We start from the raw sequence: 20,215 nt of genomic DNA, 5'->3' as shown, positions 1-20,215 counted from the left end.
AATTTTTTGAAATGAAAAAATCTATCCTAATTTTATTTGTTGGATTTTTTGGGCTAATGAATGCTCAGGAACCAACAGGCTACTACAGCACAGCGACCGGACTCACTGGTCCTGATTTGAAGACAAAACTTAGCGAGATCATCAGCGCTGGTTATCAAACCAAAAGTTATGATGCGCTTTATACAGCGTATCCATCGACGGATACTGACAAATTTTATGAAAACGATGGTTCTGTTTTGGACATCTATTCTGAAAATCCAGCTGGAGCCGATCCTTACAACTATCAACACGGTGTGAAAAAATGTGGAAATTACTCTGTGGAAGGAGATTGCTACAACAGAGAGCACACAGTTCCACAAAGTTTATTCAACGAGGCGAGTCCAATGGTTTCTGACATCCTTCATATTTTACCGACGGATGGAAAAGTGAATGGGATGAGAAGCAACTATCCTTTTGGAAAAGTGACCAATCCAACTTGGACGTCCAAGAATGGATCTAAAGTTGGAAACAATACAGTTGGAAGTTATTCTGGTACTGTTTTCGAACCTATCAATGAGTTCAAAGGTGATATTGCCAGATGTCTTTTGTATTTCGTAACAAGATACCAATCAAGATTGTCTTCTTTCTCCAGCGGCAATATCCTTAATACAAGCAACGCCAGCCAAGGATTACAAACTTGGGAGCTAAACCTTCTTCTGCTTTGGCATCAGCAAGATCCAGTTTCTGAAAGAGAAATTGTGAGAAACAACGGTGCCTATGCGCATCAAAGGAACAGAAATCCATTCATCGACCATCCAGAATGGGCAACTGCTATTTGGGGCAGCTCACCATTAGCGGTAGATGATGCCAATTTCTCTAAAAACCTTAGCATTGCTCCAAATCCTGTGAAAGGAAATGTGATCCACGTGACAGGAGATAAAGATCTGAAGAAATTCAAAACGGCAATGATCTACAATATGGTTGGCCAAAATGTTCAGACCATCGAGAATCCTTTCCAAAGCGGAAATACGATTACTTTGAACAATCTACCTAAAGGCGTTTACATCTTAAAAACAGGAGAACTAAACACCAAGTTCATTATAGAATAATTAACATAAAGATATTATACTTAAAAGACAGGAATTATTTTCTGTCTTTTTTTTATTTACGATTATAAAACTCTGTTTATAATTCATAATTCGAAAATAATATTTATTCGCGCAATGTTTAAGCTGTGGTGTTAAAAACTTTGTCATTTGCATTTTAATATATTTAATACCTTTGCCGTCCTAATTAATTTTTGATAATGAAAAAATCTATTCTTTTATCCCTCATCGGATTCTCTGGTTTGGTAATGGCCCAAATTCCAACTGGCCACTACGATGGAACCGATAACCTTTCTGGTACTGCTTTGAAAACAAAACTAAGTCAAATTGAGGCCTCTGGGCATAAAGACCTGGGATACAATTGGGCAGTATTTGCTACTGCAGATCGTGACAATTATTATGAAAAAGACAATTCTGTTTTGGACATCTATTCGGAAAATCCAAAAGGAGCAGACCCTTACAATTTCACGATAGTAACCAATCAATGTGGAAATTACAATGGTGAAGGCGTTTGCTACAACAGAGAACATACTATTCCAAAATCAACCTTTGGCGACGCACGACCTATGCACAATGACTATCACCACCTTTTAGCAACAGATGGATATGTCAACGGCAAAAGAAGCAACTGGCCTTACGGTGAAGTTGGCACAGCCTCTTGGACCTCCAAAAATGGTTCTAAATTGGGAAACAGCAAACTAAATGGATATGGAGGAACAGTCTTTGAACCTATCGATGAGTTCAAAGGAGATATTGCAAGAATTTATTTTTACTTTGCAACGAGATACGAAAATCAAATTCAAAGTTTCAATTACGATATGTATGACGGAACCAAAACTACTGTTTTTGCAGAGCCTTTCCGATCAATGTTGGTAAAATGGCATCAGCAAGATCCAGTTTCTCAAAAGGAGATCGATAGAAACAACGCAGTTGCTAAATTGCAAGGTAACAGAAATGCATATGTGGACCACCCGGAATTCGTTGCGAAGATTTGGGGAACTGTATTGGCAGTAGACGACGCGTCTTTCTCCAAAAATCTTACCATTGCACCAAATCCTGTAAAAGGAAATGTGATCGCTGTGACTGGAGACAAAGATTTGAAACAATTCAAAAAAGCAATGATCTACAATATGGTTGGACAAAATGTTCAAACCATAGAAAATCCTTTCCAAAATGGAAACACGATCACGCTAAACAATTTGCCTAAAGGAATTTATATTCTTAAAACTGGCGAATTGAACACGAAATTTATCGTTGATTAAGATTCTTAATAAATTATAAAACTCAGAAAACAGTTGTCGTTGGCAACTGTTTTTTTGTACCTTGAAGTTTCAAAAATCTTTATATAATGAGACCTAATCGATTATTCAAATTTTTATTCTTTGCCTTCATTCTCAACTCTCTCCTCTTTTTCGGTCAGGACAAACCGTATTGGAAAGAGATCCAGGAATTCAAACAACTTGATCAGAAAAACGGAATTCCGCAGAAACCAATTCTCTTGGTAGGCAGTTCGTCTTTCACAAAATGGACTGACGTCAGCGATTATTTCCCAGGAAAAACAATTGTTAACAGAGCATTTGGTGGATCAAGATTATTGGACCTCAATAATTATTCTAATGAATTACTGGATCCCTACAAACCGAAACAAATTATCATCTATTGTGGTGAAAATGACGTTGCGATGGACAATCCAACTGCTGAAGAAGTTTTCGGAAGATTCAAAACATTCTTTGAAACCATCAGAGCAAAATATCCTAAAGTTCCGGTAGCTTATGTTTCCATCAAATATTCACCAAGCCGAGAACAATTCTGGCCAATCGTAACAGAAGTGAATCAACTGATCGAATCTTACCTTAAAACTAAAAAAAGAACCGATTACATCGACATTACAAAAGTTATGAACGACGAAAACGGAAAAGTAAGAACTGATATTTTCTTAGAAGATATGTTACATATGAAACCGGAAGGCTACCAACTTTGGACAAAAGTAATGGCGCCTTACTTGAAATAATTTTCGAGACCTCAGCTATAATTTTAAATGCTTCGAGAGCCTCAGACTGACAAATTAGAATGTCATGCTGAGGCTCTCGAAGCATTTGTTAAAATTTCATTTTCTATTTGTATTTATTCTAAATTAATTTATATTTGCAGATATGAATCAGCCAGTTATCGCATTTAGAATTGCACCTCTCGCACCAGCATTTGGAAATACAGAAGACATGTATTGTGGAAAAAAGACCTGTTGTAAGAAATTCAAAAAAGGAAAACGCTGCAAAAAGTGTCCTGGTCGCGAAAAGATCAGTTAAACATGAGCCAGATGATCATAGCAGCCAATGCTAAAAATATAATCAAGGAAACCAGTCTTTTAGATTTGGTTTCTTTTTTTTGCCCTTTCGGGAAAGATTCGGATGGATTGCTCAATGATTCTTTTTGGTCAGAATTGGATTCGTTTTCTGCCAATTCTGTAATGGTGATGCCTTGAACAATTGTTTTGTGAAGGATTGTGTTTGTTGCGTGAAGTAAGATCTGAAACTTGCCTTGGGAATCAAATTCCTTAATTCTAATGGTTCGTTCACCATTCGGTTTTTCCAATCCGAAAGGGACGATTTTCACAAGATTAGCATCATATGTATTCCAATAGATCGTGATCTCCTCATCTTTCTGAGCACGGATCTTACTGGCAGAAAAGTTCTTGATCTTCGGAGGCAAAATGCTTTTGACATTCCTTTGCTGGCTGCCAAGATTTTGGTCGTAGATCCTTTTTCTCTGAGGATCCGTGAGCGTTTCGTAAGCTTCCCTCACTTCCTTGAAACGGTCGGAGAAATAGTCATCGTTCTCATTTTTGTCCGGATGATATTTCAAAGACAATTTCCGATAGGCTTTTTTGATGTCTTCCGCAGAAGCATTTTGAGGAATCCCGAGAAAGTAATAATAGTCCTTCACAAAACAAATTTAACGATTTCGACCGTTCAAAAACAAAAAACGGAAAGCATAACTTACCGTTTTTTCTAACAATTTAATTTAATTTCTTAAAAATTACTCTGCTTCCGCAGTTCTGCGCTGGCAGCAACCTCTTCCGAATTGCGTTCTCACTTTCTCTTTCAGCGAGTTGTACTCCTCGTCATTCATCGTTCTGATACGGTCTGCGAGTCCGAATGGTGTTCTTTCCTTCACATCATACTCGTCAAAGATCCCTTTTACGAATGCTTTTCTTTTCTGTGCTTTTTTTGCGATGATGGCGATGGCGGCCAAACCTGCGATCGCTAAAATTCCTTTTTTCATTTTATTTAAAATTTTACGTTTTACATTTAGGAAGACGCAATGTGACTTTGTTTACCTTAAATAATTTTTTGGGCGCCTTTTTCCGCCCTCCGTTCCCGCTTTTTTTGCCATCGCTTTTCCAGCCACAAAAAAGAGCTCCACTCAGGTCGGGGCGCGCTTCGCAGAGTTGGAAGGTTTTTAGGTAATTTTTTCACAGCATTATTTAGAATAGTTACTAAAATTTTTATGTACTTTTAAAAAAAACTAAACCTATCAACGATGCAAAATTTTTTCACTAAGAATTACATTATTTTTTTAATACTGAAAACAATTACTCTAATCATTACTTTGATATATGTATACTATTACTACTTCAAAAAAGTTCAACTTTTCAATGAAAATATCGCAGATTATTCTACTAGATTTCTTGTAGGAAAATTCTTGATTTTACTAATGGCTATTTTCTGCATATTAGAAATCTTTGCAGTTTCTAATTTATTTTCATTTTACAAGAAAAAATATCTTGCGTTAAATTATATTCTTGGTGTAGTTTCAATAATTATAGTGTTACCTTTATTATATAATTTTGTGGATGATTACCATTATTTCTCTGGAAAAGTAAGTCCGTTTTCATTTTTAATTCCTTGTTTATATATTGTTTCTGCAGTTTTTGATTTTTCAATAGCAGGAAAAAATCTGAAAAATTAATATCATAAAAAAAGCTTTGCGATTGCAAAGCTTTTAATCTAATTCGTTTTCATAAAATCGAAAGCACCTTTCCGCAGATAGATTCCATGTTCCAGCCAGGCTTTCATACAAGCGAGGAAATTGGCCCAGCCTTCGGTTTGGCCAATTGCCCATTTCATGCCTTTCTCATCACTTTGGTAACCAACTTCAGACACCTTTACAACAGTATCATTTTCAGAAAGTTTCTGTAATTCTATCGTGACCACAGACTTTGGATCCCAGACAAAAACAATCTTTTCATTCGGGGTTATTTCTTTTGTGGTTAAAGGATAAGAACCTTCAAACTCGGGAAACTCCCAGAAGATTTCTTTTCCAACTTCCATTCTTGCGGAACCTTTGGAAATGAAATAATGCTGCATTTTCTCAGGATCAATGATTGCTTCAAAAATTTCTGAAACAGGTTTTTGAATTCCTATAGAAGCTTTTGCCGTTAGTTTGGTTTCCATAGACCTTAAATTAAAATGACAACAAATATTCTATTCTAAGCTGAGTTTCTGCTCGCATTGATATTTCCAAACAATGATCGCATTACAAGTTTCTCGTAACTTTCTCGGTTACCTTCACCTTTCTGGATCTTGATCAAAGCATATTGCTGAATACTCAAAAGCGGAAGCACGATCTTCTCACGTATCTTCACAGATTTTCTGTTGAGTGGTTCTTCCTGCATCAATATTTTATAACCTGTCAGCTCCAACATCATTTCCTTGGAAAGAGAAAACTCTGCAAACAAAATATTCCAGAACTCCCCAAACTTCGGATTGTTTCTCATGTAGTAGGTCAGTGGGAAATAGGTTTTGTTCATACTCATCATCGAGTTCAGCACCAAGGTTTTGAAGAAATCCGAACCTTTGTAGAGTTCTTTGATCTCATCAAATCTCCCAGCATCCATCAAGGTTTTCAAAGCGAATCCGAACCCAAAAAATCCAGGAACATTCTGCTTCAACTGTGCCCAAGATCCAACGAATGGAATCGCTCTCAGATCTTCAAATTTCAGCTCAGAACCTGCGCCTCTTTTGCTTGGTCGACTTCCGATATTGGTTCTTCCATAATATTCCAAAGTACTCATTTCCTGTAGATAAGGCACAAACATTGGATGCGCTTTCAAATCAGAATATTTTTGGTAACTGATATCAGCTAATTCCGAGATCAAAGCACGTTCTTTATCATTAAGGTCTTTCTTGGTACTTTTGAAAACATCATTCTCGATCCCAGCCGTCAGCAACTGTTCAAAGTTGAATTTCGCCTGATCTTTATTTCCAAAAACACTGGTAATGGTTTGTCCTTGGATGGTCAACTCGATTTGGTTGTTGGCAATGGTTTTTCCTTGCGATGCGTAGAAATCATGCGTCTTTCCACCACCTCTTGCTGGCGGTCCACCTCTACCGTCAAAGAACACGACTTTCACACCATTATCCTCAGAGATCTTGGTCAGCTTTTCTTTTGATGTGTAGATCTGCCAGTTTGCTTTCAGGTAGCCACCATCTTTGGTTCCATCGGAGAAGCCAAGCATAATGATCTGTTTGTTGTTTCTTCTTGCGAGGTGCTTCTTATAAACTGGATGATCATATAATGTCTTCATCACATTTTCAGACTTATCCAAACCTTCCATCGTTTCGAACAATGGTACAATATCGATGTGAATGTCTTCTTCAGCATAACCGCAAAGCTTCATCATGACATAGACATTCATCACATCCTTCACCTCATCAGAGTTTGAAATAATGTAGCGGTGCATCCCACGTTCGCCATTATTCTCCTGAATGGTTTTGATATTATAAACACTTTTCAAAGTTTCGCAGGTCATTTCGTCATCAAAATCCTGAGGATTCAGAATGGCGCCAGATCCCAGCAACAGATCGATCTTCTCATCATTCGTTTTAGAATCTACGTCTTCATTGATGACCTTTTTGAAAATATCATCAATGACATTTTGATGAACTCTGCTGTCCTGACGAATATCCAACGTCGCAAAATGAGTTCCGAAGATCTTCACCCGATCTCTGAAATCATCCAGAACATCGAAGAAAAGGCCGTTGTGCTCTTCTTTTAAGATCTTTTCAGCTTTGTCCAGTTCCGCGATAATTTCAGTGGCAGAAATCCTTGCATCTTCCTGGAAGATCGAATCATAGATCCTTTTGCTCACATTTTTCAAAACATCAGAAACGCCTCGGAAACTCAATCTTCTTCGGACGATCTTCAAATGTCCGTAGTAATCTTTCAGGATTGATATTCTCAATTCCTCAGCCACTTTCATGGTTATATCAGCCGTTACGAAAGGATTTCCATCGCGGTCACCACCTGGCCAGAATCCCAACTGAATAATATCCGGATTTGGTGTATAATTCGATGTTCCGTAAACTTGCTTTATCTTTCTGTAAAGCTCACCAATACTTTGGTAATAGACGTATCTTAAGTAATAAATGATGCTCAAAGCTTCGTCCAAAGGCGTTGGTCTTTCTTTGTTCACAAAAGGTGTTTTCCCTAATTGCTGAAGTAAGGTATCGATCTGTGTCACCGAGTCATTGATGATCGCATCACGAAGATCGTGGATAATTCTTTGAACCGCATTTGGATAGAACTGCGTCGGATGCGCTGTGAACACGATTTTGATCGCAAAATCGTCCATCTTTTTTCTGATCGCTGCAAGCTGATGGTCCTGATTGGCACGGTCGTACATATTCATCACCGTTCCAGAATCTGTTTCGGAATGCAATTGCTGGAAAGCCGCATCTTCAATACTGTCAAAAAGAACAACTTGTCTTTCTATGTATTGGATGATCTTGAATAGGAGTTCCAACTTTTGGTCCTCAGTTTCCAGTTCTGTGTGTTTCTGGAAAAACTCTTCCACAATTTCTTCTGGAGATTTTCCTTGCTGATAACCTTCTCTGCTTTCTTCCGCTAGAAAAGGGAGCAACATCCCGATGTTTGTCATTTTATCATAGGGCAAACTCATGAAGAGTGAATTGTAGATCTGAAACTTATTTTCTACAATCTGCCTGAATTTTTCAATTTTCTGATCGTTTAGCATTTAACAAAAATAAAAGATAAATTGTAAAATCAAGCTTCGGAAATGTTATTTTTATCTTAATATCCAATACTAATCACGATTAATTGCAACTACTGCAATCGCAGAAATAGAGATCAGGCATTTTCTAAAACTTGTATGATCTCTGTTCCGAATTTTTCGATTTTGGACCTTCCTAATCCTTTGACATTTTCCAGGTCTTCAAAATTACTCGGTTTGTGTTTTGCGATAGCTATCAGATGCGTATTGTGAAAAATAATGTAGGGCGGTAATTGCCATTCCCGTGACTTCTCTGCTCGCCAGTTCTTCAATTTTTGATAGATGATCATTTCTTCTTCAGAAAGCTCCTCTTCGGGATTTGCATTCGTTTTGTTTGATTTTGGCTTTACTTGTTTTTCCTCATAATTGATAAAGACAGACCAGAAGTTGATCTCGTCCTGAACCAATTGAGAATTAATATTGATGATCTCGTAACGTTCCAGATAGTCATTTAAAACAGCTTCGTCCATGTTTTGAAACTGGTCAGAAATTCTGACCTTTAAAATTTTGACTTTCATGATATCAATTTTAAAATGAAAAAACCTCGGCAAGCTGTTGTACTTGCCAAGGATTTGAAATATCAATTATTTGTTTCCTAAAAGAACCATCTCTTCTATCCTGATCTCAGTCAAAAAACGTTTGGTTCCGTCCTTATCGTCGTATGAACGGTAGGTCAGTTTTCCTTCGATGGCAATTTCTTTTCCTTTTGGGACATATTTTTCCAGAACATCGGCAGTTTTACCGAAGGCCACCAGATTGTGCCATTGCGTGTCCTCCACTCTTTCACCTGCTGCATTGATATAAAAATCATTGGTTGCAAGTGTGACTGTTGCTTTTTTGTTTCCATTTTCGAAATTGAAAACTTCAACTTCTTTTCCTGTGTGACCGATCAACGTCACTTTGTTTCTTAAAGACATAGCATTATATTTTTTAAATTAAACTTTTGAAATCAGGTCGTGTTGTCTGTTTTCCTGATTTCCTTGCTGCAAATTTTCAACAAAAAAGAACCCTGAATCGGTAGAAAAGTATTTATATCCGTTTGTAATCGTTTGTAAATGGAAAGGATTTTATAAATTTGATTTAAAGCAACATACGAATGAGAAATAATATCATCATCATATTTAGTGCCTTAGTCACCTTATCCTCAGTCATTAGCTGCGAGAAAGCAAAGGAGAAAGCGGTCAGCAAGAATTTTGACAATTATCTAAACAATTCTACTTGGCTAATAAAAAATGAGAAATTGATTGGATCTGAAACTGATGAGAAGCAATTTATTTTAACGAAGAAGAACGATACGGCAGTGATCTGGAATTTCTCAGCAGTAGAATTCACAGATAAAAACAAATTCCGAAGTTACAACAGTTGGGAATGTGGCAACGACTGCTTCACGGCGATCGATGGGAAGTACCAATTTGTTGAAACTTCAAAGGTTGAATTTCAAATCGAGAACATTGCACATACCGGAACTTGCGAAGCGCCTGTTGAACATTTTGCTAAACCTAAGATCATCACTTTGGAAGTGGCGAAATTTGGAGACAGTCTGGTCCTTAATAAAAATTAAAAACTGGCTTTATGAAATTAATATTGACCTTAATGACATTCGGTGTTTTCACGTTCGCACAAACTTCAACAGAGAAAAAGATCGGAACTAAAATCGAAGGTACTTTCTTAGGAAATGGAAAGAAAATAATTGCAACTGTCATCAAAACTAAGGAGACAAAAGGAAATCCGATCGAAGATGGAACGCCCGCAGAGTATAAGATTAGGTTTTCTGATAAAAAATTAAAACCGATAAAAGCAGGCTGTTGCGAAACAATCCTCATCAACGAGGGCGACCTGAACAACGATGGAAAAGACGACATTTCTATTTATCAAGCGCCGATGAATGGCTGCACTTATGCGATGACAACCTACTCTTTCAGCAATGGAAACTGGAAAAAAACCGTCGATACTTTTTTGATTCCCACTGGTTGTGAAACTATTACTAATGAAAATTTACAAAAAATGATCTTTCGAGAGAACAATCAGATTTACTATCTTGAAAAGGATTTGAGTGATGAAAATAGGAAATTGATCAAGAAAAAAGTGAATTTTAAATGAAAGAGAAACAAGCTAATTTCCTAAATTAGGTCTTCAAAAAAACACAAAAATGGAAACCCAAAACTGCCCAGAATGCGGCGACAAGATCATCGGCAGATCCGATAAGAAATTCTGTTCCGATGCCTGCCGCAACGCCTTCAACAACAAGCAAAATAAAAACTCGACCAACAACATGCGGAATGTGAACAACAGACTTCGCAAAAATTACCGCATCCTTTCCGAAAATAATTTTGAAGGAAAAACAAAGATCAATCGTCTTAAACTACAGAACGCCGGTTTTGATTTCGATTATATGACTCAAATCGTGACCTACAAAAACGGTTCTCAATACTTTTTCGTCTATGATCAGGGTTACAAGATCCTGGATGGCGATTGGGTTTTAATTGTAAAAAAGACCGACTAAACTATGATTTTTATTTTTCCAATTGTGCTAATTGTTTTAGCAATTTATCTTTACAATCTTCCAGTTTTCGGAGGAGAATTTTCCGGCAAAAGATTGGTCCGGATGAAGCAATCTCCTAACTACAAAAATGGAACTTTTCAAAATCTGAGCTTCACGCCATCGCTGGCAGAAGGTTTTACGATGCGCAAAGTGCTCTGGGAATTCTTGACCGACAAAACCGAGAACAAAAAACCAAAAGCATTTTTACCCACCGAAAAAATTGACTTGAAAAACCAACCGATCACCGACAATTTTCTGGTTTGGATGGGACATTCTTCGTATTATTTTCAAATCGATGGAAAAAGGTTTTTGGTGGATCCCGTTTTCAGTGGGAATGCATCGCCTATTCCTGGAACGACGAAAGCGTTTGTGGGAACCGATATTTATTCGGCAGAAGATTTTCCGGAGATTGATTTCCTGATCATTTCTCATGACCATTATGACCATTTGGATTTTAAAACAGTAAAAAGCCTTAGACCAAAGATCCATCAAGTCATTTGTGGATTGGGCGTAGGTTCACATTTCGAAAAATGGGGCTTTGACGAGGAGAAGATCATCGAACTCGATTGGTACGAGAGTGATGAGATGTCTAAAGGCTTCAAAATCACTTCCACGCCAGCCAGACATTTTTCTGGCCGAAGATTCAAACGGAACAATACGCTTTGGTCGTCTTACGTTTTGGAAACGCCGAGCAAGAAAATATTTCTTGGAGGTGACAGCGGATATGATTTTCATTTTAAAGAGATTGGAGAGAAATTCGGTCCGTTTGATTGGGCCATCTTGGAAAATGGACAATACAACGAAAAGTGGCGCTACATCCATACTTTGCCTGAGGAATTCATCCAGGTTGCGGAAGACCTTAAAGTGAAAAATGTGTTGCCGGTGCATTCCGGGAAATTTGCTTTGGCGCAACATGCGTGGAACGAACCTTTGGAAAAAGTCTTCGAAAATAGCCGAGGGAAAAACTTCAAAATCTCAACTCCGATCCTTGGCTCCAAACTGAATTTGGAAGATGAGAATCAAAGTTTTACGGAATGGTGGAAGTCTTAAATATAAATTTTATATTTAGCTAATAATAATTTGACATGAAAGAACTAAATGAACTGGAAAACACCTTATTGGAAGGTCTGACCAATAAATATCCTCAGTTTACGCCGCATATACCACATTTGAAAGTCTCCGAAAGAAAACTGACCGGCACTGGGATGAATGTTGAACTTTTATACGAAGATTTCAATAATGAAGTTGATGACACAAACGCTCTATTCAGCAATGGTGAAAATATAGCCATCAAAGGCTTGAAGGAAGGCTTGAGCTACGTCATCGACATTACAGTGGGACAGATCACTGCCATCGAATTTTCAACCTACAATGAAAAATGGGACGGACAATTATCCGAGTATAAAATTTTGGAGAAAGAAGAATAGATTAAAAAACTTTGAACAAAAAAAAGGATGAGCAAACACTCATCCTTTTTTCTTTTTATAGCACCAAATTATTTAGTGGTCACAATACTGCTTTTCAGCCAGTTGCTGTGGAATTTACAATCCTTATATTTGTTATCCAAAGAGATAAAGATAGAAGGGATCTTTGTATTCACCCATTTTTCAACGATCTCATTCTTCTTTTTGTTGAGCGCCATCTCTTTGATCCTTTCGTAATCTGTTGACAGTTCCAATTGGTGTGCATCTATGACATCATTCACCTGGATAATGCTGATCATTTTTCTCTTCTGCTGATCTTCCTGTTGGAAAGGCTCAGTTACATCATTTTTCTTAAGACCTGCGATCTGATAAGAAACTGTTGGATCCAAACCAAGTTTCTCCAATTTGTCAGAACCATCTTGAGTGTTGGTCATGATCCCTGCAGAGAACTTGTTGCTTTTGTCATCAGAGAATTTGTAAGCGGCATCTTTGAAAGTCATCTTGTTTTCCACGATCAAAGTTCTGATACTGTCCAATTGTTTTCTACCGGCGGTTATCTCGTCGGCATTTGGTGTACTCTTTATCAAGATATGTCTCGCATCGTACTTTTTTCCGTTTCTCTTGATCAGCTGGATCAAGTGGTATCCATATTCTGATTCTACCGGATCGGACATCTCACCTTCCTGAAGATTAAGTGCAGCAGCCTCGAATGGTTTTACCATTTGTCCAACATTGATGTTCTTGTAAAGTCCACCAAGTGCAGCAGAACCTTCGTCTTCCGAGTAGATCCTTGCTTGGTTTTCAAAGCTTTCTCCGGCTTTGATGTCTTGCTTGATTTTATTCAGCTTATCTACGATTTCCTTTTTGTGAGCTGCCGATATCTTTGGATAGATACTGATTTTGGATAATAAAACTTCATCCTTCACATTCGGCAATTGGAATTTGAATTGATTATAAAAATCTGTCACCTCATTTGGCGTCACATCTGCTTTCTCCGTAATACGTCCATACTTTGCCTGACCGTAATAGTTATCCGCGTCGATCTTCTCGATCGCTGTTTTCATCTCATAAGACGTACGGAATTTGTACGCGGCCAACATGGCTTTCTCATCTGGAAATTGGGACAGGATCTGAGTATATTTGGTCCCAGCCATTTCCTTGATTGCCGCCGATCTGTTCTCGATCAATGTATCTTTTTTTGCTTCAAAGATCAGCAATTTGTTGTTCAGGATACTTTCCATAAAATCACATTTGTCACCTACATTTGCGCCTTGCTGTTTCGCATAGTTCGCCTGATCCTCTATGTCAGACTCCAGAACGATCTCATCACCAATCACGGCTGCAATCCCATCTATGAGCTGACCTTTTTTTATTTGAGCCGATAGATTTGTATTAAATAAACACAAGATCACTGACAATAAAAAAAGACATTTCGTGTATTTTAACATTATTTTTATTTATTAAGCTGCAAAATTAAGATTATCAACCAATTCTGCTTCATTTTTTGTTATAATTATTTCTTAAAATTTTTGTTGAGTTCTGCCATGAATGCTGGCTGAATTTCAATCTTTGTTTTGGCTCGTTGCTCGGCGATCGTTTTCTGAAGTAATTTCTCTGTTACGCCATCCGTCATATCTTCCGCTGCTTCCGCCTGCGTCATCTGCTGTTCTGGGAAAAGTTCATCTATAGCGACTACAACGTCTCGTCCAGAAATTTTGGTAGTGAACGTTCCTTTCTTGAAAGGCACATTATTTTTCTTGAAAATGTCGGACGACTCCTGGATCTTTCCTTCTTCAAAATGCACCAAGACCTGATTCTTATCGTTGACCTGATTTTTGAATTTGGTCTTCAAAGCTTCCCATTTTTTTGGGTCTTTGATCTCTTTTTCGATTTCCTTTACCAATTTTGGATCAGAGATCACAGCAGCTCTGGACTCTGCTCTCTTTTCCCAAACAAATTTGGATTTGTTCTCGTTGTAATAATCGGTGGAAAGTTTCGGATTATTCTTCACCTCATTTTTCAAGTATTCGGAAAAGATATATTCGGAATAAAGGTTTTTCTTCAGCTCATCCACTTCTGGTTTTACCTCTGGCAGATCTTCAAAATTCCTAGCGTAAACTCCCACGATATATTGCTGAGCCTGATAATCTAAAAGATCCGCCCATTGACTGGTCGGGATCTGCTCCAGGTTTTTGTACTGGCTGTCAATCGCTTTTTTCAGATCCTCATAGGTCACTTTGTTCTTTCCGTAGGAGAACAATAAGGCTTTAGGATTTTTTGGATTGATATAACTTTGGTAAGATTTTTTAAGGTCTGCAAAATCTAGTGTTTCTGTAAACTTCTCTTTGGTTTTCAAGTAATCTACAAGCTTCGAAGTCAACTCCTCACCGTAGCCTGTTGCCAACATTTCCTTCTGGAAAAATCTTGTATTGGCATCTGTAAGCGTGTAAGGCTCAATATTATAAATATTAAAAATAAAATATTTGTCTCCGAACAATATTGGTTGCTTGGTGTAGAAATCCTTTGGTTGCCCTTTGAAGGCATTGTAAACTTCATCTGGTAAAATTGGAGAACCCATCACAGCGCCTCCAGAATTTCTCTCTTCCTCGGTCGATCCAAATTCTTTCACCACAGTTTGGAATTTTTTCCCAGATTCCAATTCCTTGTAAATTTTTGCCTTTGTCGTTTCGTAATTGGCATCATTTGGAAAGGTCAAAACACCGAAGATCAAATATCCCAAACTCGGTCTTGTGTTGGTCACTTTTGCAAAACCTACGACATTTGGTTTATTGATGAAAGAGGTGTACGAATTGGCTGGTAAGCTTTTCACTTGTTGATACAGGTCATAATCCAACATTCCCGGCTTCACATAAAATGGCTTGGAAGCTTCTGGATTTCCATTTTTTGACAAGAAATCCTCCATCGTCATTTTCCCAGCTTTCACCTGATCATAAAGTGCTTTGTAATCGGTCTTATCTTCTGCTTTTTTTTCTTTGATGAAAAGCAAGATCTGAGTTTCTGTCTTGTTAGAATTAACAAAATCCTGAAGCAATGGATCAACGATCGCTTTTGGATAGAACTTCTGCTCTCTCAGTTCAGACATTCTCTGATTTACAGCATTGGTGTAATAGTTCATCGTGTCGGCTCTCTTCTCTTTTGCCAACTGTTGCAACAGCAAGAACTCTACGGTAGAATTGACAGACTTATCCGGTCCGGCCGTTTCTAGTCCGTACTTGTTCTCTTTCATGTAGTCTTTTACAGAGATGCTGTCTTTGCCAACGATCAGATATTGAGAAAAAGCCATTTGTGACACGAATGCCAAAACAGCTGGAAAAAAGATCTTTTTCATTTGATATATTTTGTAACCACCTTTTGAGTGGTAATTTTGGATAAAGTTAAATTTAGATTGCAGATTCGAACGTAGTCAATTCTTTGAACTGATTGATCCTTGCGCTCAATTCTTCTTTTGTCACATTTTCGATTCTTTCTGTTCCGAACTTCTCAACGGTGAAAGAAGCCATTGCGCTACCAACGATGATCGCCGTTTTCATACTTTCAAAACTGAAATCCCCTTTCTTGGTAAGGTAAGATGCAAATCCGCCTGCGAAAGTATCTCCAGCTCCGGTTGGATCAAAAACTTCTTCTAAAGGCAAAGCTGGGATCGCGAAGATCTTTCCGTCGTGGAAAAGCAATGCGCCGTGTTCTCCTTTTTTGATGATCACATATTTTGGTCCTAACTCGTGGATCTTCTTAGCTGCTTTCACCAAGGAGTATTCTCTGGAAAGTTGTCTTGCTTCCTCGTCATTGATGGTGATAACATCGGTCTTAGCAATTACTTTCATCAAGTTGTCCCAAGCGATGTCCATCCAGAAATTCATAGTGTCAAGGATGACCAATTTTGGCTGCGTTTTCATTTTTTCTAAAACAGAAAGCTGAACTACAGGATCTAGATTTCCCAACAAAAGAACTTCTGCTTCTGAAGAATGCTCAGGAACTTTCGGGTCAAAGTCTGCCAGGACGTTCAGTTCTGTCACCAAAGTATCTCTTGTGTTAAGGTCGTTGTGGTATTTCCCACTCCAGAAAAAGGTTTTCCCGTCTTTCACCATTTCCACACCATCTACATTGATGTTTTTTGAAGTCATCATATCCAGATATTCTTGTGGGAAATCGCCGCCAATCACGGAAACCAAACTTACGTCCGTATCCAAAGCTGCTGCTGCAAGTCCGATATAAGTGGCTGCACCACCAAGGATTTTATCTGTTTTTCCAAAAGGTGTTTCGATGGCATCAAATGCTACAGTTCCTACTGCTAGTAATTTCATATGTTAAGTTTTTTAGTCCGATGTCCGATGATGGATGTCGGAAGTATTTTATATTATTTTAATTTTTAGTTTCGATTCGAAAGTCTTCTGACCTTTGACTTCCAGCTTCGCAATTACTTTTTCCATTCAAATGAATCGATCAAGTGCAAAAGGTCTTTTTTGATATAATCTACAGCCGGCGCCAAAGAGTCAGGACGCGGACGAGAGTTGAAATATAAATTTCCAGTTACAAAATGTCTCGTGCTGTCTGTCACATAAAACTGAATGTTTGATGCGGTTTGACCTTTCAGTTCGTAGAAATTTCCGTAAACATTTTTCTCTGGGTAAGCGAATGATTTGGTGTCGATCGCGCTGGCTTTGATGGTGTGTTCATAAACCATTTTCTCTGCTTCCTTCACGTGAAGTTGAAAATCATTCTTGATCGGAAAATAAGTGATGAAAACATTGGCTTTCATCCCAGGATACGAGAGATTGTACCAGCAGGCTTGTTTTGCATCTTTGATCTTTGCAAAATCCGAATATTCAAAAGAGTAATCGCAAGGTGCAGAAAAGCTCAGGTATTTCGGGGCTGGATATTCCAAACGCAGGTCGCCTTTCGGTTTTGGAACCGGTTCTTTGCCGCAGGAGAAAAGTGATAAGCCGATGAAAACTCTGATCAGATTTTTAAACATTCGGCAAAAATAACAATTAGAATCGATACAGAGAATTTTGAATACTTAATTTTTGTTAAGAATAATTGATTTACAGTCAAATCGATTCCATATTTAATGTATATTTGAAAAAAACAAACCTATGAAACTCAGAAACTTTACACTCATTTTAATTTTCTTTTGCTCCATTACGATCTCTTCTCAAGACATCAAGATCAAGAAAGAACAGGTCTTATTGGACGGAACACCAGTCGCAACGATAAAAAATCCCTACCGCGACCATTACGAATATTTCAATCTCAATGGAGACAAAGAATTTTCGGTCGATTTTAAAGGGCTTGCCCAAGTTTCCAGCGCACAGCCATTACAATATCTAGAGATCATTTCGGGAGATGGAAGTAAGAAAGCAACCATCCAGCATGAGATCCTGAAAGCTTCCTTCAGCGTTCAAAACATCATTACGCACAACCTGACAGCAAAATATCATGTTTTCACAAAAAATGGTGTTGACAAGGCAGCTTTGGATAAGCTTTTCAACAACACAGGCGCAGAATTTAGCAATGTGGCCACGCAGGAAATCCAACGTGCCCAGGAACGCGCAAACAAGATCAATGGTATCAAATCTACAGTTGCACCATCGATTTCCGGGAAAGACATCCTTGGATTTGAGAATATGAGTGTCAAGAAGATCATCGGACGCATCGAATTCGGACAATGCAGCGCCTTTGACACCAACAATTGTATTGAGGTCTTCGATCTTGACGAAAACAGAATAGCCACTGTTAAAAACGAAAAGGAAGGCTTCAAGAAATATAAGGTCGATACGTATGACGACAAGACCTTCTACTACAACGCGGCAAAATCCTACTTGAGAGGTGATCCTGCTTTTGGTGAAGAATTCTTGGCTGTTCTAATGGCTGAAGGATACATGTTGGGTCATCAGGCAAAAAAATTACGAGGCCAGATCTTGGACGCCAAAATTGCTGATGCAAAAGTACGATCCGCAAATATCTACAACACTGATGGCTACGTGATCGACAAAGATGGAAAGAAAACGACAGGCAGCCTTACCATCTACTTCCAAAAACTTGACATTAACAGGACCGGCGAAGTTTTGCCAACCGACTATGCAGATAAATTTGGACAAAGACTGATGGTGAAATACAACAATGAGAAAAAGCAACCGAGAACGAAAACCGTCAACGCTTCGTCTGGAGCCAAATTTTGTATTCAGACAGAAAACGGAGAAACCTGCTATATCGGTTTAGGAGTGAAGGGTGAAGCGATGAAAAAGCTGACGAATATCAATGATCTAAGTTTTAACAACGCCTATTTTTACACTTTGATCTACGAAGACAAAGGCATCCAGATCCTACAAGATCCTGTGGAGAAAGAAAAATTCGTTGTTAAAATCGATAAGGAAGACAAGGGTTTGATGCTGGACAGAAGCTCAGACGATGTGGAGGCAAACAGATTGGCAGATTATCTAAAAACCTGCAAAGACCTTGTGAACGACATCAAAAAGAAAAATTTCAACATCAAGGATGTGAATGACCTGAGTCAGATTGCAAAAGAATATGCTTCTTGTCAATAAATTTCATAAAATTCTCATAAAAATATCTTAATGACAAAATATTTGTAACCTTTTTGGGTTTCTGATCGTATAATATAATGCAACCTAAAGAATGAGGTTTTTATATGAGACAATTAAAAATTACAAAACAGGTTACCAACAGGGAAACCGCATCACTAGACAAGTATCTACAAGAAATCGGAAAAGTGGAATTGATCACGGCCGATGAAGAGGTAGATTTAGCACAGAGAATCCGCGCTGGCGACAGAGCTGCGTTGGAGAAATTGATCAAAGCTAACTTACGTTTCGTGGTTTCCGTTTCCAAGCAGTATCAGAATCAGGGACTTTCTCTTCCCGATTTGATCAACGAAGGAAATCTTGGTCTAATGAAAGCGGCGAAAAGATATGATGAGACGAGAGGTTTCAAATTTATCTCCTACGCTGTTTGGTGGATTCGTCAATCGATTTTGCAGGCTTTGGCCGAGCAGTCGAGAATTGTGAGATTGCCATTGAATAAGATTGGTTCTATCAATAAGATTAACAAAGCTTATGCTCACCTTGAGCAGGAGAACGAAAGACCACCTTCTCCGGAAGAATTGGCAGAAGTTCTGGATATGAGCGAGGAAGACATCAAGGAATCTATGAAAAACAGTGGTCGTCACCTATCGATGGATGCACCACTTGTGGAAGGTGAAGATTCTAATCTTTATGACGTTTTGCGTTCGGGAGAATCGCCTAGTCCAGATAAGGATTTGATGTTGGAATCTCTACAGATCGAGATTGAAAGAGCGCTTCAAACTTTGACGCCTAGAGAGGCTGACTTGGTAAGATTGTATTTCGGATTGAATGGAAAACATCCAATGACGCTTGAAGAGATTGGTGAAACTTTTGACCTTACGAGAGAAAGAGTTCGTCAGATCAAAGAAAAAGCGATCAAAAGATTGAAACACAACACAAGAAGTAAGATCTTGAAATCTTACCTTGGAAAATAAGAATTCCTTTTTCGGAATGAAATTGAAGCAAGACTTTTTGGTCTTGCTTTTTTTGTATTTTTGAATATGATTGAAATTATAAAATTCAAATTTGTTTCTAATTTAGAATATGTTCATTTAATTTTAAATGAGCAAAAAATTCCGCATTCTATTGATGTTGAAAATCTAAATTTATTTGCGGAAGACATACAGAAAGAAAATATATTGCAAATCCTCAATAATTTAAACTTAGATGAGCATGAGGTTGACGTAGATGAAAATTTTCAGAAAGATTTTGAAGATTGGCATAACAACAGCTTAAATCCGGGACATTTCACTGGAGGAAAAATACCTTTTTTCTATTGGAATGTTAAGAATTATCCATTCCTGTTGTTTACAATATTGTTCGTTCCTATCATTTCTATCATCATAATATTGTTCGTTCAAGGAGGTGATGACTTAAATTTAAATTTTGATTTTTTTGGCAACCTCATTTTTTTATTTTATTTGTTTGTAGCTATTTCAATGCTTGTTCAATGGATAAAATATAAGAAACGTAAAAAATTAAAACGTTAA

At 37.9% G+C, this 20,215-nt stretch carries 22 protein-coding genes; 12 read left to right on the top strand and 10 right to left on the bottom strand.

Features of this window, described 5'->3' with window-relative positions:
• The first annotated feature begins 11 nt into the window (after positions 1 to 11).
• The 3 genes from BMW39_RS04980 to BMW39_RS04970 all read left to right on the top strand — a co-directional run bounded on the left by BMW39_RS04980 (position 12) and on the right by BMW39_RS04970 (position 3,096).
• Complete coding sequence (locus tag BMW39_RS04980) at positions 12 to 1,088, top strand: endonuclease (protein WP_034979512.1); 1,077 nt, start codon at positions 12 to 14, stop codon at positions 1,086 to 1,088.
• Positions 1,089 to 1,285: 197 nt separating this feature from the next.
• Positions 1,286 to 2,347: an endonuclease gene (locus BMW39_RS04975; RefSeq protein WP_034979515.1), complete on the top strand. Its 1,062-nt coding sequence runs from the start codon at positions 1,286 to 1,288 to the stop codon at positions 2,345 to 2,347.
• An 86-nt stretch (positions 2,348 to 2,433) separates the two neighbouring features.
• Positions 2,434 to 3,096 (top strand): GDSL-type esterase/lipase family protein, encoded by a 663-nt coding sequence (locus BMW39_RS04970; RefSeq protein ID WP_083391887.1) that lies wholly within the window; start codon positions 2,434 to 2,436, stop codon positions 3,094 to 3,096.
• A 287-nt stretch (positions 3,097 to 3,383) separates the two neighbouring features.
• Here the strand turns inward: BMW39_RS04970 and BMW39_RS04965 are convergent, their stop codons facing one another.
• Entirely contained in the window at positions 3,384 to 4,028 is a 645-nt protein-coding gene (locus BMW39_RS04965) for a DnaJ domain-containing protein (protein WP_034979518.1), read from the bottom strand.
• A 93-nt stretch (positions 4,029 to 4,121) separates the two neighbouring features.
• Complete coding sequence (locus BMW39_RS04960) at positions 4,122 to 4,367, bottom strand: hypothetical protein (protein WP_051880093.1); 246 nt, start codon at positions 4,365 to 4,367, stop codon at positions 4,122 to 4,124.
• Between the two features lie 327 nt (positions 4,368 to 4,694).
• Between BMW39_RS04960 and BMW39_RS19135 the strand changes: the two genes are divergently transcribed.
• A complete protein-coding gene (locus BMW39_RS19135) occupies positions 4,695 to 5,054 on the top strand; it encodes a hypothetical protein (protein WP_175459326.1) in 360 nt (119 codons plus the stop codon).
• A 38-nt stretch (positions 5,055 to 5,092) separates the two neighbouring features.
• Here the strand turns inward: BMW39_RS19135 and BMW39_RS04950 are convergent, their stop codons facing one another.
• From BMW39_RS04950 to BMW39_RS04935, 4 genes are all read right to left on the bottom strand, one after another.
• Entirely contained in the window at positions 5,093 to 5,539 is a 447-nt protein-coding gene (locus BMW39_RS04950; RefSeq protein WP_034979524.1) for an SRPBCC domain-containing protein, read from the bottom strand.
• 35 nt (positions 5,540 to 5,574) lie between these two features.
• A complete protein-coding gene (locus tag BMW39_RS04945; protein WP_034979527.1) occupies positions 5,575 to 8,121 on the bottom strand; it encodes a phosphoenolpyruvate carboxylase in 2,547 nt (848 codons plus the stop codon).
• 113 nt (positions 8,122 to 8,234) lie between these two features.
• The gene (locus BMW39_RS04940; protein ID WP_034979531.1) at positions 8,235 to 8,675 is read right to left on the bottom strand and encodes an HRDC domain-containing protein; all 441 of its coding nucleotides are present in this window, start codon (positions 8,673 to 8,675) and stop codon (positions 8,235 to 8,237) included.
• A gap of 66 nt (positions 8,676 to 8,741) precedes the next feature.
• Positions 8,742 to 9,074 carry a single-stranded DNA-binding protein gene (locus BMW39_RS04935; RefSeq protein WP_034979532.1) on the bottom strand — a complete coding sequence of 111 codons (333 nt, stop codon included), beginning with the start codon at positions 9,072 to 9,074 and terminating at the stop codon, positions 8,742 to 8,744.
• A gap of 179 nt (positions 9,075 to 9,253) precedes the next feature.
• On the opposite strand from BMW39_RS04935, the gene BMW39_RS04930 reads away from it, so the two are divergent.
• Genes BMW39_RS04930 through BMW39_RS04910 form a run of 5 tightly spaced genes read left to right on the top strand, consistent with a single transcriptional unit; the run spans position 9,254 to position 12,126 of the window.
• Positions 9,254 to 9,718 carry a hypothetical protein gene (locus BMW39_RS04930; RefSeq protein WP_034979535.1) on the top strand — a complete coding sequence of 155 codons (465 nt, stop codon included), beginning with the start codon at positions 9,254 to 9,256 and terminating at the stop codon, positions 9,716 to 9,718.
• Between the two features lie 11 nt (positions 9,719 to 9,729).
• Complete coding sequence (locus tag BMW39_RS04925) at positions 9,730 to 10,257, top strand: hypothetical protein (RefSeq protein ID WP_131474374.1); 528 nt, start codon at positions 9,730 to 9,732, stop codon at positions 10,255 to 10,257.
• Between the two features lie 49 nt (positions 10,258 to 10,306).
• Complete coding sequence (locus BMW39_RS04920; RefSeq protein WP_034979540.1) at positions 10,307 to 10,660, top strand: DUF2116 family Zn-ribbon domain-containing protein; 354 nt, start codon at positions 10,307 to 10,309, stop codon at positions 10,658 to 10,660.
• A gap of 3 nt (positions 10,661 to 10,663) precedes the next feature.
• Complete coding sequence (locus tag BMW39_RS04915) at positions 10,664 to 11,749, top strand: MBL fold metallo-hydrolase (RefSeq protein WP_034979543.1); 1,086 nt, start codon at positions 10,664 to 10,666, stop codon at positions 11,747 to 11,749.
• Positions 11,750 to 11,784: 35 nt separating this feature from the next.
• A complete protein-coding gene (locus BMW39_RS04910; RefSeq protein ID WP_034979546.1) occupies positions 11,785 to 12,126 on the top strand; it encodes a hypothetical protein in 342 nt (113 codons plus the stop codon).
• 68 nt (positions 12,127 to 12,194) lie between these two features.
• On the opposite strand, the gene BMW39_RS04905 is transcribed toward BMW39_RS04910, so the two are convergent.
• The 4 genes from BMW39_RS04905 to gldD form a co-directional block, all read right to left on the bottom strand.
• Positions 12,195 to 13,571, bottom strand: a complete 1,377-nt coding sequence (locus tag BMW39_RS04905) for a peptidylprolyl isomerase (RefSeq protein WP_034979548.1) — start codon at positions 13,569 to 13,571, stop codon at positions 12,195 to 12,197.
• A 65-nt stretch (positions 13,572 to 13,636) separates the two neighbouring features.
• On the bottom strand, positions 13,637 to 15,472 hold the full coding sequence (locus BMW39_RS04900) for a hypothetical protein (protein ID WP_034979550.1): 1,836 nt from the start codon (positions 15,470 to 15,472) through the stop codon (positions 13,637 to 13,639).
• Between the two features lie 52 nt (positions 15,473 to 15,524).
• Positions 15,525 to 16,445: a PfkB family carbohydrate kinase gene (locus tag BMW39_RS04895; protein ID WP_034979552.1), complete on the bottom strand. Its 921-nt coding sequence runs from the start codon at positions 16,443 to 16,445 to the stop codon at positions 15,525 to 15,527.
• Positions 16,446 to 16,558: 113 nt separating this feature from the next.
• The gene (gldD, locus tag BMW39_RS04890; protein ID WP_034979555.1) at positions 16,559 to 17,116 is read right to left on the bottom strand and encodes a gliding motility lipoprotein GldD; all 558 of its coding nucleotides are present in this window, start codon (positions 17,114 to 17,116) and stop codon (positions 16,559 to 16,561) included.
• 121 nt (positions 17,117 to 17,237) lie between these two features.
• Here gldD and BMW39_RS04885 point away from each other — a divergent pair, with 121 nt between their 5' ends.
• From BMW39_RS04885 to BMW39_RS04875, 3 genes are all read left to right on the top strand, one after another.
• The gene (locus tag BMW39_RS04885; protein ID WP_034979558.1) at positions 17,238 to 18,689 is read left to right on the top strand and encodes a hypothetical protein; all 1,452 of its coding nucleotides are present in this window, start codon (positions 17,238 to 17,240) and stop codon (positions 18,687 to 18,689) included.
• 104 nt (positions 18,690 to 18,793) lie between these two features.
• Positions 18,794 to 19,660 carry a sigma-70 family RNA polymerase sigma factor gene (locus BMW39_RS04880; protein ID WP_027383822.1) on the top strand — a complete coding sequence of 289 codons (867 nt, stop codon included), beginning with the start codon at positions 18,794 to 18,796 and terminating at the stop codon, positions 19,658 to 19,660.
• A gap of 66 nt (positions 19,661 to 19,726) precedes the next feature.
• Positions 19,727 to 20,215, top strand: coding sequence for a hypothetical protein (locus BMW39_RS04875; protein WP_034979561.1), 489 nt, complete (start codon positions 19,727 to 19,729; stop codon positions 20,213 to 20,215).

It is taken from the genome of Epilithonimonas lactis, from assembly GCF_900110605.1.
Taxonomy (GTDB): domain Bacteria; phylum Bacteroidota; class Bacteroidia; order Flavobacteriales; family Weeksellaceae; genus Epilithonimonas; species Epilithonimonas lactis.
Note: the sequence above shows the minus strand (reverse complement) of the source record. Positions and strands in the feature narration are given on the sequence as shown.